The organism is uncultured Campylobacter sp. (genome assembly GCF_938041645.1).
GTDB lineage: Bacteria > Campylobacterota > Campylobacteria > Campylobacterales > Campylobacteraceae > Campylobacter_B.
The window spans coordinates 1-15,373 of the sequence record NZ_CALIST010000043.1 but is presented as its reverse complement, the minus strand read 5'-3'; the positions used below and the strand labels follow the sequence as shown (position 1 = coordinate 15,373).

At 49.2% G+C, this 15,373-nt stretch carries 13 protein-coding genes; 3 read left to right on the top strand and 10 right to left on the bottom strand.

The window, feature by feature from the left end:
- The first annotated feature begins 433 nt into the window (after positions 1-433).
- Positions 434-679: a hypothetical protein gene (locus tag Q0600_RS06555; protein WP_298758341.1), complete on the top strand. Its 246-nt coding sequence runs from the start codon at positions 434-436 to the stop codon at positions 677-679.
- A 23-nt stretch (positions 680-702) separates the two neighbouring features.
- Positions 703-1,824: an OprD family outer membrane porin gene (locus Q0600_RS06550; RefSeq protein WP_298758338.1), complete on the top strand. Its 1,122-nt coding sequence runs from the start codon at positions 703-705 to the stop codon at positions 1,822-1,824.
- A 720-nt stretch (positions 1,825-2,544) separates the two neighbouring features.
- On the opposite strand, the gene Q0600_RS06545 is transcribed toward Q0600_RS06550, so the two are convergent.
- The 3 genes from Q0600_RS06545 to Q0600_RS06535 all read right to left on the bottom strand — a co-directional run bounded on the left by Q0600_RS06545 (position 2,545) and on the right by Q0600_RS06535 (position 5,267).
- Positions 2,545-3,216: a NapC/NirT family cytochrome c gene (locus Q0600_RS06545; protein ID WP_298758344.1), complete on the bottom strand. Its 672-nt coding sequence runs from the start codon at positions 3,214-3,216 to the stop codon at positions 2,545-2,547.
- Positions 3,213-3,644, bottom strand: coding sequence for a cytochrome c3 family protein (locus Q0600_RS06540; RefSeq protein WP_291937344.1), 432 nt, complete (start codon positions 3,642-3,644; stop codon positions 3,213-3,215). Before Q0600_RS06540 ends, Q0600_RS06545 begins: the two co-directional genes overlap by 4 nt.
- 81 nt (positions 3,645-3,725) lie before the next feature.
- Positions 3,726-5,267 (bottom strand): flavocytochrome c, encoded by a 1,542-nt coding sequence (locus tag Q0600_RS06535; RefSeq protein ID WP_298758335.1) that lies wholly within the window; start codon positions 5,265-5,267, stop codon positions 3,726-3,728.
- 140 nt (positions 5,268-5,407) lie between these two features.
- On the opposite strand from Q0600_RS06535, the gene Q0600_RS06530 reads away from it, so the two are divergent.
- Positions 5,408-6,319: a LysR family transcriptional regulator gene (locus Q0600_RS06530; RefSeq protein ID WP_298758332.1), complete on the top strand. Its 912-nt coding sequence runs from the start codon at positions 5,408-5,410 to the stop codon at positions 6,317-6,319.
- 383 nt (positions 6,320-6,702) lie between these two features.
- Here the strand turns inward: Q0600_RS06530 and Q0600_RS06525 are convergent, their stop codons facing one another.
- From Q0600_RS06525 to Q0600_RS06495, 7 genes are read right to left on the bottom strand one after another with little or no spacing between them, the layout of a single operon-like run.
- Positions 6,703-8,838: a hypothetical protein gene (locus tag Q0600_RS06525; protein WP_298758329.1), complete on the bottom strand. Its 2,136-nt coding sequence runs from the start codon at positions 8,836-8,838 to the stop codon at positions 6,703-6,705.
- A complete protein-coding gene (locus Q0600_RS06520; RefSeq protein ID WP_298758326.1) occupies positions 8,831-9,358 on the bottom strand; it encodes an outer membrane lipoprotein carrier protein LolA in 528 nt (175 codons plus the stop codon). The genes Q0600_RS06525 and Q0600_RS06520 overlap by 8 nt, the downstream gene beginning before the upstream one ends.
- Positions 9,359-9,390: 32 nt before the next feature.
- Positions 9,391-9,918, bottom strand: a complete 528-nt coding sequence (locus Q0600_RS06515) for a thioesterase family protein (RefSeq protein WP_298758323.1) — start codon at positions 9,916-9,918, stop codon at positions 9,391-9,393.
- Positions 9,905-11,029, bottom strand: coding sequence for a hypothetical protein (locus Q0600_RS06510; protein ID WP_298758320.1), 1,125 nt, complete (start codon positions 11,027-11,029; stop codon positions 9,905-9,907). Before Q0600_RS06510 ends, Q0600_RS06515 begins: the two co-directional genes overlap by 14 nt.
- The gene (locus Q0600_RS06505; RefSeq protein WP_298758317.1) at positions 11,022-12,023 is read right to left on the bottom strand and encodes a glycosyltransferase family 2 protein; all 1,002 of its coding nucleotides are present in this window, start codon (positions 12,021-12,023) and stop codon (positions 11,022-11,024) included. The genes Q0600_RS06510 and Q0600_RS06505 overlap by 8 nt, the downstream gene beginning before the upstream one ends.
- A complete protein-coding gene (locus Q0600_RS06500; protein WP_298758314.1) occupies positions 12,004-14,148 on the bottom strand; it encodes an AMP-binding protein in 2,145 nt (714 codons plus the stop codon). Before Q0600_RS06500 ends, Q0600_RS06505 begins: the two co-directional genes overlap by 20 nt.
- Positions 14,129-14,662 (bottom strand): DNA gyrase subunit B, encoded by a 534-nt coding sequence (locus Q0600_RS06495; protein WP_298758311.1) that lies wholly within the window; start codon positions 14,660-14,662, stop codon positions 14,129-14,131. The genes Q0600_RS06500 and Q0600_RS06495 overlap by 20 nt, the downstream gene beginning before the upstream one ends.
- Positions 14,663-15,373 lie beyond the last annotated feature (711 nt).

The following is a 15,373-nucleotide window of genomic DNA, read 5'->3' as shown; positions in this document are numbered from 1 at the left end:
AAATTAGTTTATAATAAGACGAAATTTACTTATATATAATTTTTTTGATAAAAATTTTGATTACGGAGTCTCCGCATTTATTGCCTTCTATCTAGGAATATGTGCAAGTTTTTTGTATGATAATATTATCAAACATAAGGAGCTTACAGGCTTGTTCTGAGAAGCATTTAGAGTGGATATTTCTTTTTGGTGCTTAGAGATGCTTGCCGATAAGCCGAATATAAAGCACCTTAATAATATATCACTATGTCGAATGTATACTTCGCTTTATAGTAAATGCTTCTATTTGAGTCAGTGCTATAATTGCGATTATAGGTTTAGTAATGTCGAAATTTTAGATTAGAGGTGTAAATATGATATAATTCATTTCAAAAATATTGATGCAAGATTAAAATTTCGATTTAAATTCTATTTTAATGAAAGGAGATTTCGAATGAAACTCATCAAACTAAGTTTAGCTGCGGCGTTTTGCGCATGTGCGGTGTCCTCGCTAAGCGCGGCGGATAGCGTAGCCGAAGCGATCACTAATGGTAAGCTTGGCGGAACGGTAAAGACAACTTACGCCAGTAAAACCGTAGATAATAGAGGCGAAGCTGCTACGGGCGATAACGACTACGAGGCATTCGGCGTGGGTCTTGAGCTCGGATACGTCACCGATCCTCTTACGGCTTTAGAATAGGACTTACCGGGCAAGGCTGGTTGATGCCGTATCACGTAGGCTCAAGCAATAAGATCGCCTACGATAAGGAGTGGTATACTAAAGGTGCGGTATTATCGGAATTATACCTAGGATACGGCATAGGAAATACCGATATAAAGGCAGGTAGACAATATGTCGTAACTCCGCTCGTTGCTGGCAACTATACCAGGGCGTTTAAAGAGGCTTTCGAGGGCGTAGCGATATCTAATAAAGATATCCCCGATACTACATTGTGGGGTGGATGGTTTTATAAATTCCAAGGAAGGAGCAAAACCGCTATGGGCGCTCCGGCAGGCGAAGGAAAGGCTCCTTTGTTTAAAGATAGGGTGATTCTGGGTAATATGACCGGTCCGGTCGCCGTAAAATTTGAAAATATCTTCTCCGCATATGTTCAAAATAAATCCTTGCCTTATACTACTTTAACCGGCGCTTACGCAGCGGTAACGGACGTAAAACCCGCTAACGCATTAAAAGACGGCGACGTTAGTTTGTATCTTGCCGAGGCGAATGTAAAAGTGCCCGTAGGCGAAATTTTAAAGCTAGGATTTGACCTTAACTACAAAGGCTCGCGCGTAGACGGAGGGCTGGAGCCAAGAAGGCTTGACGGCGATATGTTCGGCGCAAGAGTCTCGGTTAGCGAGTTTTTCGGATTCGGTCTATCGTATGCCTATACGACCGTTAGCGATGATGATGCCGTTATTTTGGGCGTCGGCCACGGCCCGGGATCATACACCGCGCTACCTATCCGAGGCCCGTTCGTATTCACAGGATATGCGGGTATGGATACACACAAGATCGTGCTTGATTACAACTTCGGCGCTATCGGTCTGGACGGCTTCAAAACCGCGCTGCACTACGTAAAGGGCGATCAAGACAGAGTAGGCGGCACGAATAATATCAATGCTAGCGGAGCTGCGGGCCAAAAGGTCGGTACCAGCATGGACGTAGAGGGTTGGGCGGTAACGGCAAACTACGCTCCTAAGGCAGTTAAGGGGCTGAGCTTGGGCGTAACCTACACTGCGCTTGAAAGAAGCGACCACTACGCTAGCGGCGTAAATAGAAAGTTCGACGAGAACGAGATATGGTTGCAGGCTGCGTATAAATTTGATCTAAGCGGCAACTAAAGCTTTAAAGAGCGGAGTATTTCCCGCTCTTTCTCATCCGTATTATTCTGCCTCATATATGACGCAAAAAATGGCGTTAAACCTGAAAAATTTACTCTTTCTCATCCGTATCATCAAGCGAACTCGCGCTTGCTAAATACTTCAATCTAAACTCTCTAAATTTACACGGACTCTTAAATTTAATGAAACAAGGACGAAATTTAGACGATAAATTTAAATGATAGATTCGGCAAAATTTCAGGGAGACGGAATTTTAAATTTGCCGATCCGCTCCATGAAATTTTAAAATTATAAAGCCTTACTATTAAATTTAACGTAGCTATTTAATCTAGTAAAATTTCAGCAGCATTTCGTAGAATAAGCGCACTGTATATCTGACATCGGCAAACTGATGTTTGTCTTTAAGCCCTTAATATAGCAGGCATTGACTGCGCCCTAGTATACGGCGCTAATATCAAAAAAAGCGATGATTTTTGCACGGCTTCTTTCGATGAAATTTTAAATTTGGATAAATTTTAAAGCTCGTCCGTAAAGCGTAAAAGAGATGAAAAAGGATAAAATTTTACTTGCTGGATCAAGCGAATAAAAGCGAGATAAAATTTAACTTCGCTGAATTTAACTCGCCGCGGATCAAATTAAGCCCTAAATTTGAGCTTTAAATTTAACCCACGGCGGAGCATGAATTGAATCGCGAATTGAAACGCTTATAATCCCAAGGCGTTATTTCTTCGCGCTAGAAGCGTCTATAAAGGCCTGCTCTTCGGCGCTCGGTTTATACTCGTCGCCGAAAAATCCCTTCTTTGCCTTGATCTTCTCCTGCATCATCTTCTTTTCGTAAATTTTATACGTCGGTCGCCAGTACTCTAGGTAGTTGCGAAGCCCGATGCCGTGGCCCGCGCTTACGTGGCAGCTCGCACATTTTAGCTCACGCTCGGTGCCTAAGAGCTTTTTGTAGTGCGCGTGCATGCGCTGTGCTTGCTCGGAGGTGATCTTGCTGTCGATCACGGTAGCGTGACAGCTCGTGCAGCCGTTGTCAAACACATAGTGCTCGCGGTTTTCGCGCCTTTTGTTCCAGTCATATTTTTCGGGCTCGTCAAAGAAGTGCGAGTAGCCCTCCAACACGCCGTTTTTGGCCTTTTGATAGACGTATTTTACGATATTGTCGTGCGGTAGGTGACAATCGACGCATTTAGCTTTGACGCCCGTTTTGCCTTTGCCCGAGTGTACGTCGTCTTGATAGGCGATCACCATCGGATCCATCTCGTGGCAGACGTCGCAAAATTTATCGGTGCTTGTTTTCTCAAGCGCGTAATGCACCGGCACGACGACGAAAAACCCTATAATACCGCTTATTAAGATGATAAGCGCTAGTAATTTTTTAGAAATTCTCATGGTGTCACCCCCATCCATTGCGGCACTTCGTGCTCGTGGCATTCGGTACACATATTCGTAGATGCCTTGTGCTCGTTGTGGCATTCGTCGCAGTATAGCGTAGGACCGTCGTGGACGGAGTTGTGCGGATTAGCCTTAAGCGTATCCATAAATTTAAGCCTCAAAGCGAGCTGTTTTTTGTCGCCGTGGCAGCTGATACAGCCCTTGTCGCCGATACTTTTAAATTTAGACGGATCGCTTCCTTGATTTACATGGCAATCGACGCAGTCAAACGCCAAATGCTCGTGATGAGGTTTGATTTTGTATTTTGCCCGAAGCTCATCTGAAACGACTATGTTCGTGGCGTTGGCGTCGTTAGCGGACGGCGCGCCGAACAAAGTCGCGATGATACAGCACAGAAATAATGCCGTAAAACTGAAATTTTTCATTTACAACCTTTTGTAGAAGTGCCTTGCGGGCCAGCTTTCGCTAACCTGGCAAGGCTTAAGAGAGCCTACGCTCCGACTATATTAGGCGATCTGCTCGCCTGCGATCATTCCGAAAACTATGCAGTCGGTGATAGCGACGGTGCCTAAGCGGCTCGCGCCGTGAGTTCCGCCGGTGATCTCGCCTGCAGCCCAAAGGCCTGGGATCGGCTTATTGGTTTTAGATGATAAGACCTCGGCTTTGGTATTGATCTTTAGGCCGCCCATTGTATGGTGAGGCTTCGGCGAGAGGCGGATGACGTAGAAAGGTCCCGCTTCGTTGATCTCGCTAAGCGCGCTTTCTTGCTTGCCAAACTCGTCTTTTTTAGCCTTTACGCCTTCGTTATATTTCTTGACGGTCTCTTTTAGCGCGTCGGCAGGTACGCCATATTTTTTAGCGATATCGTCTAGCGTAGCGCACTCGCCGACTAGTTTGCCGCTTGCCATACCCTTGGAAATTACCTCTTCGCTTAGGTCTTTAAACGCCATTTTGGTATCGGCGAAGGTTATCGGATAGGCTTTCGGATCCTCGCGTAAAATTTTAAACTCCGCGTCCGCGCGGGTCTTGCGATCTGCAAGCTCGTTCATAAAGCGCTTGCCGTTGCGAACGTCCACGGCGATGCCGTATTTAAAGGTACCTTGCTGAGTTAGGATCGGAGCGGTGCCGAAGCCCTTCTCATCGGGGCTCGCCCACGGACCGAACTGGATCCAATCGACCTGCACCGGATACGCACCGATCTCAAAGGCTTTTAGTAGCACGCCCGCGGTAGCTCCCGCGTGATTTGTACTATCGACGTCATCAGGGATGCGCGGATCTTGAAGCTTACGGAAAATTTTATCGCGGCAAAATCCGCCCGCTGCGAGCACTACGCCCTTGTTTGCCTTTAGCGTTTTTTTCGTGCCGCTCGTGTTTTCAAGATCGTCGCTATAAAGATTCGGATCAAATTTATACTCCTCGCGGATTACGACACCCGCTACGCGATCACCGTCCATTACGAAATCGTCAAATTTCGCGCGGCGGCGAAGCTCGCAGCCCTTATCTTTTAGCGCTTCAAATTTTTCAAGCATCGGCTGGATGTAGCCAGAGCCGCTATCATTTGTAGTTAGCATCGAGCGCGCGACGCTGTGTCCGCCGAAGTGCGCGCAGTGATCCATCTTAAATTGCACGCCGCTATCGACGAGGAATTTAAACGCGTCCAAGCCGCGATCGGCTAGGGTACTTAAAAGCTCAGGATGGTTGATGCCAAGACCCGCCTTTAGGCAGTCGTTCATAAATAGCTCTTTGCTGTCTTTGATGCCCGTTTTTTCCTGCACTGGGTTCATCGGCACGCTCATACCGCCGCCGTTGATGACGGAGTTTCCACCGATACGGCCCATCTTTTCAAGGATCAAGACTTTGTTGCCTTTCTCGGCTGCTTTTAAGCCTGCCGCAAGTCCTGCAAACCCGCTACCGATGATGATTACATCCCACTCCTCGTCAAATTTGACGTCCTTTGCGTCCACTGCGCTTGCTTGTGCATTTACCGCGCTAAGTGCGAGTGCACCGGCTCCTACCATACCCATTTTCAGTATGTCGCGTCTCTGCATATTTGCCCCTTTACTTAGAGATTTTTTAATCTTAAAGATTAATGTCGTAATTTTATATTAAATCTTTATGTAAGTCAAATGTTATTTGGTATATAATTTAATAGCTAAAGGCTATAAAATTTCAACCAAAGGGGCAAAAAATGAGCCTGCGACATATGGAATTTGCGGTAAAAATTTCGGAGCTTAAAAGCTTTACAAGGGCGGCGAGCGAGCTTGGTATCGCCCAGCCGTCGCTTTCTAAGAGCATTATGCTTTTAGAAAAGGAGCTCGGGGTCGAAATTTTTGATAGAAAAAACGGCCTTGAGCTTACCTACGCCGGCGAAATTTACATCGCCAAGGCTAAGAATTTATTGCGGCTTAATAGCGAGTTAAACAACGAAATCCACGGGCTTTCGTCGATTAAGACGGGCAAACTCGTTATCGGCGCGACCTCGACCAGCTTTAAATTTATCGAAAAGATCATCGCGATGTTTTACAGTAGGTTTTCCAAAGCCGACATCAGGGTCGTGCACGCTCACTCCGAGCCTGCACTCATCGAGATGCTAAAAAGCGGCGAGCTTGACGTCGTCTATGCCGCGCACTTCGGCGAGCTTTCTGCGGAGGGGCTTGAGTGCGAGTTTATAAAAAAGCGCAGGCTGCTTCTAAGCGTCTGCTCCTCTCATCCTGCCGTTTCGCGAGCTAGTATAAATTCTACCGAGAAATACCCCAAGATCGCACTTAGCGAGTTTAAATCCGATAAATTTGCAATCAGCAGTAAAATTTTAAAAAGCGAATCGAACTTTAAAAAGATATTTGAAAACGCCGGCTTTACGCCTCAAATTTTCTGCGACACCTCCTATCTGTACGTGGCTAACGCGATGGTCGCGGCGGGGCTTTGCGTGAGTTTCAGCTTCGCGCGGTACATTTTTGAGACGCAAAAGGACTACATCACGCTCTTTGACGTCGCTGATGAGCCGCTTTTGGACGTGTCGTTTTCGGTCGTGTATAAAAAGCCCTCCAAGCTCGCAAAGGAATTTATAAAGATGATAAAAGCGGGCAAAAGCAGCGAGTAGGGCGGTCTGCGGCGTGCAAATTTAAATTTAATAACGCGCCGCAAGGGTTTAAATTTAAAAATGCACTGCATAGGTTCAAATTTAATAGCAAGCTCCGAGACGCTGCGCCAAAGATCAACTTTTAAAATTTATCCTGCAACCTTGTTTTTTAAATTCCGGTTCGCAGCTTGCTTGGTCGAAATTTCATCTCAAATTTTATCTCGCGCTAGTCGGTTAAATTTTATCTTGCGTCACGACAAGCTAAATTTTATCTCGCGGCGAGTTAGATTAAATTTCATCCGCCGCGGCTGCGTAAATTTACGGCGCGCTCTTTTATAAAATTTTATCTGCAAGCGAGTAAAGAGCGTCTATTTAGTGCTTTCGGCTCTTTGACTTCCGCTTGATTAGCTTTTCTTGCTCGCCGCCAAAACTTGCGCTAAGATCGCCGCTAGCGCGATGTTAAGGCTGACGCATAGCCCAAACAGCGCCACGGCCTTGGTGGAGCTGAAAGCGAGCGTAAAAAAAGAGATTATGCTGGTTAAAGACGCGAGCGTGATGCCGAAAATTTTATCGCCAAGCGCCATTTTATCGTTGTTTGCAAAGATCATATAATCGATCCCCACGGCGCCTGATAGGATCAGCGCAAAGATCGCAAATATATTTACGCTCACGCCGAATGCGCTAAGCAGAGCGAGTACGGCTAAATTTGACGCAAAGACGGAGATGACGATCAGCCACGCCGTTCGCGCGCCGAAAAACGCCCACAGCAATGCGAGCGCAAGGGCGTATGCGGCGCATTTTAGATACAAGGCGTTGATTTTGATCTGCGAAAATGCCTCGCTTATGGCGCTTCGCATGTTTAGATGCAGCGCGCCCATCTGCGCGGCAAGCTCGCTTACGGCCGCTTTATCGCGCACGCCGCGCAAAAAAGCGATATGCGGATCGATGCTCGGCATCGCGGCAAAAAGAACGGAGCTTCTAGCTTGCTCGTAGCTTAAAATGGGTGCATCTGCAATCTTGGCAAAGTTTGCGTCCACGAGCTCGCGGCTGAGTCCAAGACGTAAAAATGCGCTTCTATCGTAGTTTGCAAAGGCCTGCTTGATAAAGCTCTGCGTAGCTGGATCCAAAATCGGCGCGCCGGTGTATGAGTCCGCAAGACCGCGCGCTACGACCTCTTTGGCTACCGCGCCCGCATCGTTGCCCACGATCAGATCGAAGCTGGAGCCTCCGATGCTTGCGAGCTTGGCGCTCATTGCGATCAGTTTTTTATCCAGGCTCGCGTATTCGCTGACGTCGTCCTTAAGCTCCATTTTAAAATGCAAAAACGCAAGCAGCGCCGCGCAAACGAGAATGAGCGCTTTGAGGCTTAGGTTTATCTTGTAAAGCGTCTTTGCGTAGAGTTCAAGAGCTTTTGCAAAGAGCGGGGCGGGGCGAAATTCCGCTCCTTCAAGAAGTAGCGGCAGGGCGAAGTAGCTAAAGCAAAATGCCCCCGCAAGTGCGGCTATAGCAAAGATCGCGATCTCTTTGAGCAGAAAAAACGGGCTAAATAAAAATACGAAGTAGCCTCCTGCGGTGATGAAAAACCCTAGAAGTAGGATGTTTCGCATGCTTTTTATCGAGCGAGCCTCGATGCGGCGCGAGATGTTTGCGCCGAGCCAGTGCACCGCGTAATCCAGCATCAGCCCGATTAGGCTCGTCGAAACTACGGCGCTTAGGATGTGGATCGAGCCGCGGATCGCCATCGTAGCCACTACGCCGCAGGCAAGCCCGAAAAGCGCGGGCAGTAGCAGACAGAAGATCCGTACGCGCGAAAATGCCGCCAGCAGCAGCGCCGCGCACAGGCTAAGCGATACGGCGCCCGCGACGGAGCTTTCGCGCACGCCCGCGCTCTTGCCCAATGCGCTAAAAAGGGCGGTGCCGGAGATTAAAATTTCGCTCTTTTGCGCCTCGCGCACAAGCGCGCTAAGCGCGTCGTCGTTTGCTTTCGGAGCGAGTTTGGCCGTAGCGAGGTAGTGCGGCGCGCCATCAATGATCGCGATGAAGCGGTTTTGTGCAGGATCGAGCTTGATCGCGCCGCGAGAGCTGAGGCGCGAGTGAAGGCTAAGCGAGAAAAAGTCCTGCGAGAGGCTAAGCGGACGAAATTTTGAATAAATCTCACGCGCGCTACGCTCAAAAAAGGCCTGCGGATCGCTTTTTAAAAGCTCCACGCTCGCATCATCGAGCATCGCGGGCGCAAAGCGCGCAAGCTCGCTCTGATACACGCTCGCGTCCTTGACCTCGTAGATTATGCTCTCAAAAAGCCCGCTTTTTTGCATATCTGCAATGAACGCGTCAAAGCTCGCTCTCTCTGCGCTTGCGACGATGATTTGCCTTGCGATCTCGCGGTTGAAATCCTCGACGCTCTGTTTCTGCTCGCCCGAAATTTCAATGCCGCTTAGCTCGTAAAAATCGGAATTTACGCGGTTTAAATTTAACGCTATAAAGGCGCAAAGCGCGATGAATGCCGCGCCGAATACCGCTAGGATCGCGCTCTTACTCATCTAAGCTCACGACGTCCGAAAATACGTTTTCGCTCACGTCGCCGTTAGCGCTGCTAATTCGCAGCACTCTGACGTAGGCGCCGCCCTCGATCACGATATTTTTAAAGATATTTTGCAGCATCCCCTTGGGGCTTAGCTCGGCGCGCCACGCATCTTTGCTGCCGCTTAGCGCGATCGAGAAATTTTTGCTAAGCCGCGCTACGTCCAGGCGCGAGATCGCCAAAAAAGTGTCCTTATCAAAAAGCGAATCGGCGCTTTTGATCCATGCCGCGCCGCTACGCTCAAAAACGCCGTCTGCGCCGATTTTTAGCTCGCTTCGCACCGGCTCTAGCGTCGTCCAAAACAGCTCGCCGCCTTTGATTTTAAACTCGCCGCTGCTTCGCACGGGCTCGGCAAAGCCCTCGATGCTGAGCGTTTCGCTAAATTTGCCGCCGATATTGTCGGTCTTAAGCGCCAGATCGCTTACTTCAAGCGCGCCCGCAAGCCCCAAAATCGCCAAAAATAAAGCTAAAATTTTCATCGTAGTCCTTTAAATTTTATGCTCGCTAAATTTCACTGCTCGTTATCGCTAGGCAAAATTTCATTTGCCGCGGCATTTTGAGAGCGCTCTTGCTCGGGCACAGCTTTGCTTGCCGATGAAATTTTATCTGCCGCCGAAATTTTACCCGCGGAATTTTTCTTTGCTAAAATTTTATCCGCGCACTCCCTTAGCTGCGGCGGTATCTCATACAGCGTCCTTTTGGAATCAAGCTCCACCGCGGCTTGCGACGTGGTTGCCTTGGCTAGGAGCGCGCCGGATGGGCTTTTGATGCGGTAGGAGAATTTTATTATCGTGTCGCACTCAAGCAGCTCGATGCTTACCGCAACCTCGTCGTCAAAAAGTATCGGCGCGATAAATTTAAACTCCATTTTGATAATGGGATATATAAATCCATCATCTCTCATCTGCATATATGTGTAACCTGCGTCGCGCCAAAACTCGCATCTAGCGTCCTCGCAGAGCTTTACGTAGTTGCCGTGCCACATCACGCCCATCGGATCGGCGTCGTAAAATCTGGCGCGAAATTTATACTCTTTCATTCCTCTCTCCGCTATGAAATTTTTCGTCTTGCGCGGCGGATTTTGCGGCGGTTAAATTCGAATTATCTAAATTTAGCGCAGTATCCGAACTCGCCGTATTTTTCAAATTTGACGCCGTATTTGAACTCGTCGTGTCATTTAAATCCGCTGCGCCATTTAAATTTGACACAGCGTTTGAACTCGTCTCGTCGAAATTTACGGTGCCGTCGCGCTCCACATCGCTCGCGTTTTTCCCTTGCGCCCAAAAATCAAAGAAATTATACCATTGAGAAGGAAATTCTTTGGCATAAAGCTCGAGCTGCCGCACGTAGCTTTTAAGCGGCGCCGCTACAGATCGCGCCTTATCGCGGCTTTTTAGCGGCGCAGGCAGCGGCTGCAGCCGAAGCTCGTGGCCGCTGCGCCCCTCGTAGCACCATAGGCTAAATAGCGGCGCGTCCAAAATTTTAGCGAGCAGGTAGCCGCCGATCGGGAAGTTCGCGCTGCGTCCTAAAAAATCCTCGCTTTGAAATTTATCCGAGCCCACCGGCATGCGATCGCCCATTACCGCGATGTGCTCGCCGTTTTGTAGTAGCTCTTTGATTTGCAGCATCTCGCCGATACCGAGCTCGCCGACGTAAAGAATTTTCACGCCGCCGCCCATTTTTTCAATAAATTTCATAAAATTTTCGCTGTGTTTGCGAAAGATCAGCACGTTGATTTTTATCCCCGCCGTGCTTGCTGAAAGGGCGCGCGCGATCTCGGTGTTGCCGAAGTGCGAAGTGATTAAAATTTTGCCCGTTCCGTCGCTTAAAAGCTCCTTCATGCCGCTTTGCACCCGTATTTGATCTAGCGCGATCTTGCCGTTCCAAACTGCGATTTTTTCGCACAGACTGAGGGAAAATTTATAAAAATTCGCGTAAATTTCGCGAATCTTGGGCTCGCGATCAAGCGCGTGCCGCAAAAACTCCCTGATCGCGCGCCGTTCGTTTTTAAGCAGCGCAAAATAGATCGCCGAGATGCAAAGTGCGGTGCCTCGCATGCAAAAATCAGGCGTGTGAAGCGTGATGAAGCGGGCTAAATTTAAAAGCGCCGCGCCCGCCTTTTCGTTGTTTTCACTCCAGTGCTTAGCCATCGCACCCGTCCTTTGCGCTGGTACTCTGTGGCGAGGCTTTTACGAACGAACTTTGCGCTGAATTTTCCGCCTGTGAGCTTTGTACTGCGGCGTTGTCGCCGCATTTTTCGATACCAGCTTTTTCGTTTGCGCCGCCGTCCATCTCCTCTTTTGCACCTTTGCAACTATCGCGCCGCGCTCCGCCGCAAAAGTTTTGCCCCGCTAGCCCTTGCAAAGTTTCGTCTGCGCGCCGCTGCGAAACATCCTGCAAGCTGCGCTTTTTAAATTTATCGCAGGCGCGCTCTAGCGCTCTTTTTGCAAGCCAGAGCGGAAGCCCGCAAAATAGCCTAGCGTGCATCAGCGAAATTCCGAAATTATCCCGAAACGGCGCAAAGTGGCTCACTCCGCCCGCTTCATAGCGCACCGCCAGATCGAGCCATTTTATCTCTAGCCCCGCGCGCACGGCTAGGATTAAAATTTCGGCATCAAAGCCCATCCTACGGTTTTTGGTGCGAGGCAGAAGCAGCACGATCCCCTCTAGCGGGTAGATTCTAAAGCCGCACATCGCGTCTTTTATGCGGTGCGAGAGTGTGTTTACCACGCACCAAAAATTCATTATCTTGCGTCCGTGTAGGCGGGATTTGGGCGCGCTTTCGTCATACGCGGGCGCAGCGCAGATCAGCGCGGAGGGCTGCTGCGCCGCAAGTGCCAAAAACTCCTCGCATCTGCTTACGTCGTGCTGAAAGTCCGCGTCGATCTGAAAAGCATGCGTAAATCCAAGTTTCTTCGCCCACACTAGGCCGTCGCACACGGCAGCGCCTTTGCCGCCGTTTTGCGCGCGGGTGTAAATTTGAGCCGCAAGCCCCTTTAGCGCGCTTTTGCTCGCTTCGTCGCTACCGTCGTCCACGATCAGCACGGGCGCGATGGGCGCCAGGGCGTGCACGAGCTCGGCGATGCGCGCGGGGTGGTTGAAGTAGGGCAGTAAAAATGCGGGCTTAAAGGCAAATTCTTCCACTGGCGCAGACCTTGTCGTTTGAAATTTCAAAGCGGAGTTTGCCGCTTGCTTCGGTGATTTTGATTAAAATTTCATCGCCGGGGCGGATGAAATTCGTAAATTTTAAATTTTCTATCTTTTGCGTGCCGTCCAGCTCGTAGTCGAGGGCTTTTGCGCAGATCAATACGAAGCGAAGCTGCATAAACGCGGGCACCAGCGCAAATCGCGCAAAGTGTCCGTCAAAATAAAAGTCGCTGGCTCGCACCTTCGCGCGAAACTCACTCTCCGCGCTCCGCTCGAAAATTGGCACCTCGTAGCGCTGCAGGGCGCTTAAAAAGTCCTTTTTGCTTAGCTTGCCCTGCTCATTAAAAGGCAGCTTGCTTGCGATCTTAAAGTAGCGCAAAATCGCGCCGAATTCGGGCTTTAAAAAGGCCTTTAACTCGTCCGTGACGCCCTTTTTGCCGCCTGCGCGAAACGCCTGCTCGCCGCGTTCGCTGAGCTTGATAAGAGCTACGGCGCGGTCTCGCTGTGGGTGCAGATCAATCCTGCACTCGCCGATAAATTCGTGCGAGCGGAGTTTGGCTTCGAGAAGATCGAGGCTCACGCGGTTTTCGTTGATCTTTACGGTGCGATCGCCGCGCCCCAAAAGCGTGATCTCATCTGCGCACACATAGCCGAAATCGCGGCTTTCAAAGCGCTCGCACCAAGGCGAGCTGATCGTAAACTCGCCCGTTTGCGAAAATTGGTCGGCGGGCCGCTTTGTCGTAAATTTATCGCAAAGCTCGCTCTCTTGCGTAAATTTATCGTCGTGTTTTGTTGCGATGATCGGTGCGGGGCTGTTTTTCTGGCTGGCTGCGGTTTTATCGCTAACGTCTGCATTAAATTTAGACGCCTGCTCGCCCGAGCGGTTTGCGTCTTGTCCGTCTGTATTTTGCCCGTCCGCACGGCTCGTTTTAGGCTCTGCCGCAGAATTTTCGCCGCAAGAGCTTGCCACAGGATCAAAGAGCTCGCCCTCGCGTTTCTCCGCGCCGTTGCTATCAATATCCGTGCGGATCTGCACGCTAACGGGGGCAAAATTCTTAAGTCCCGCGCCTTCGTTGCAGGCGATCACGCCCGTCTCGCTGGAGCCGTAAATATCGACGATGCGGGCGCTGCTAAGCGCGCGTAACCTATCTCGGATCGCAGGACTTAGCGGCGCGCCCGCGCTAAAAATGGTGCTCAAAGGCGCTATGTTTGCGGCGTCTGCGTGCTCGCACAGCGCGCCGAGCACCGTGGGCGAGCTGATCAGCACGGCGCCCGCAAGATCGGCTGCGAGGATGATTTCAGGGTAGTTTAGGCCGCCTTTTTGCGTGCGCGAGCCGCAAAGCAGCGGCACGAAGATGCTAAATGTGAGCCCAAACATATTTTGGTGCGAGACGCCAGATAAAAATTGATCGCTTGCGCAAAGGCCGAATCTTTCTACTAAAAATTCCGCCTCCAAAACCATATCGCGCAGACTTTTTTCGATATTTTTTGCCTCGCCCGTGGAGCCCGAAGTTTTGATATAAAATTTTTGATCGGCGCGCAGTAGGTGCAAAGAGACAGCCTCTTGCTCGCACGGCGCGTGATTTTGCGGCGCGTTTTTAGATGAAATTTTAAGCGCGGATTTTCCCGTATCGTGAGACGAAATGTTTTCTAAATCATGCGGGCTGAATTCGTCTAAATTTTGTGCTGCAGCGAGATTTGGAATTTTCACGTCGCCGCCAAGATGAAATTCGCCGCTAAATTTGGGCTCTCGCAGCAGTACGGGTGCAAAGCCCGCAATCATTGCACCGAAAAAAAATGCGATAAACTCTGTCGCGTCCTCGCCGTAAATTTCGATCATCGGCGCGCGTTCTTGCTCTTGCGTCTGCGCCGATTGTAGGGCACGTGCGGCATCTGAGCCGCCGCTAGAATTTTTAGCATCATTAAAATTTGCGCTTCTGCTAGAATTTTCCGCGTATTTTAAATTTACGTTTGCCGCGCTGCTTTGGGGTTTGTCCGCGCCTTTTAAGCTTGCCGCTTCGCTCTGCTTGCATCCAGTTTTTGCCAAATCGCGCGCAAGAGCCGCCGCGGCAAGGATTTCGCGCTCGTAAGGCTCCAAAGAATTAATCAAATTTTTTAACATAAAATTTCCTAAAAATCATCTCGCCGCCGATCAGCGCGCCGATGAGGACATATGAGATCGCGCCGCAGTAAACGCTCCAATAAATTTTATCTCGCGGTAGCAGTAGCGCCGCGCTAAGTAGGCCGTTTAGCACGAAGAATCCGAGCCAAATTCCGGTCAGCTTGCGCGTGTAGGCGCGGCCGTGCTCGTTGAGACCTGGCTGCTTCAAAAGCGCCAGGCGCGTGATCGCAGACGTCGATCTTAGGCTGAGCGCGAAAAGCGCCGCGAGCGAGAAATTTATTATGAGCGGATACAGATACGCAAGACCGCCAAATATGGCGCACAGCACAAAAAATGCCGCGCACGCGCCCTTAATAGCGCGATCTTTACTTTCAAAAACAGCTCGCGCTCCCCATAGCGCGCTCATCGCCGCGAGCAAGCAGACTCGCGCGCCGCCGTGCAAAAAATAGAGACCGAAAGGGTAAAACACGCTTAAAATTATGGTAGCTGTTTTTAAAAATATCGCTCGTCGCAATCTTTGCAATCCTTAAATTTAGCCGCAAGGGCTTAGTTTCTGCCGCGGCGGTTTAGCTTTGTCGCAGCAATTTTATTTTACCGTGGCTGGCTAGGCTTTTGCTGCTGCGATTTTGGTTTTGCCGTGGCGGTTTTTGGTTTTGCCGCTAGCAGCGCGATCGTTGCGATCTATACCGCGCCGAGATACTTTAAATTTGACCTCGGCGCCACGGTTTTGTGCGCCATGCTTTTAAAATTTTAATTCAGCCGCGCCTGCCGCCTTCAAATTCTAGTTCTAGCCGCATCTTAAAATTTAGCTGCGCTTTAATTTAGCTCGCGGCACTGCACTCGCGATCAGATCCGCTAAATCAAATTTAGCCGAAATTTTAAAATTTTGAAATTTTATTAAAACAGCGGCCGCAAAAGAAACAACGCCTTTTAAAATTTCAAAATTTGACCCAGGCTAGCAGATTTAAATTTTAAAATTTTGAAAAGATAAATTAAAAAAATGAAATGAAAAAATAAAGGATAAAATTGAAAATAAGAGGGAAAAGATAGATATAATAATGCAAAATTGGGGAGCTTTTTATGATAAGGGAGGTTTTAAAGTAAAAAATGGACAATCTGTAAAAGGAAAAAATGTAGAAGATTATATTGAAAAGATAGATAACTTAAAAGAACCTTTCATGAAAAGTCTATCAAAAAATATATTTATAAAAAAAGTAATTCCTCT

Coding starts and splice junctions, on each gene's coding strand:
- Q0600_RS06555 (WP_298758341.1), top strand. CDS start 434: ATGAAACTCATCAAACTAAGTTTAGCTGCGGCGTTTTGCGCATGTGCG.
- Q0600_RS06550 (WP_298758338.1), top strand. CDS start 703: ATGCCGTATCACGTAGGCTCAAGCAATAAGATCGCCTACGATAAGGAG.
- Q0600_RS06545 (WP_298758344.1), bottom strand. CDS start 3,216: ATGAGAATTTCTAAAAAATTACTAGCGCTTATCATCTTAATAAGCGGT.
- Q0600_RS06540 (WP_291937344.1), bottom strand. CDS start 3,644: ATGAAAAATTTCAGTTTTACGGCATTATTTCTGTGCTGTATCATCGCG.
- Q0600_RS06535 (WP_298758335.1), bottom strand. CDS start 5,267: ATGCAGAGACGCGACATACTGAAAATGGGTATGGTAGGAGCCGGTGCA.
- Q0600_RS06530 (WP_298758332.1), top strand. CDS start 5,408: ATGAGCCTGCGACATATGGAATTTGCGGTAAAAATTTCGGAGCTTAAA.
- Q0600_RS06525 (WP_298758329.1), bottom strand. CDS start 8,838: ATGAGTAAGAGCGCGATCCTAGCGGTATTCGGCGCGGCATTCATCGCG.
- Q0600_RS06520 (WP_298758326.1), bottom strand. CDS start 9,358: ATGAAAATTTTAGCTTTATTTTTGGCGATTTTGGGGCTTGCGGGCGCG.
- Q0600_RS06515 (WP_298758323.1), bottom strand. CDS start 9,918: ATGAAAGAGTATAAATTTCGCGCCAGATTTTACGACGCCGATCCGATG.
- Q0600_RS06510 (WP_298758320.1), bottom strand. CDS start 11,029: ATGGCTAAGCACTGGAGTGAAAACAACGAAAAGGCGGGCGCGGCGCTT.
- Q0600_RS06500 (WP_298758314.1), bottom strand. CDS start 14,148: ATGTTAAAAAATTTGATTAATTCTTTGGAGCCTTACGAGCGCGAAATC.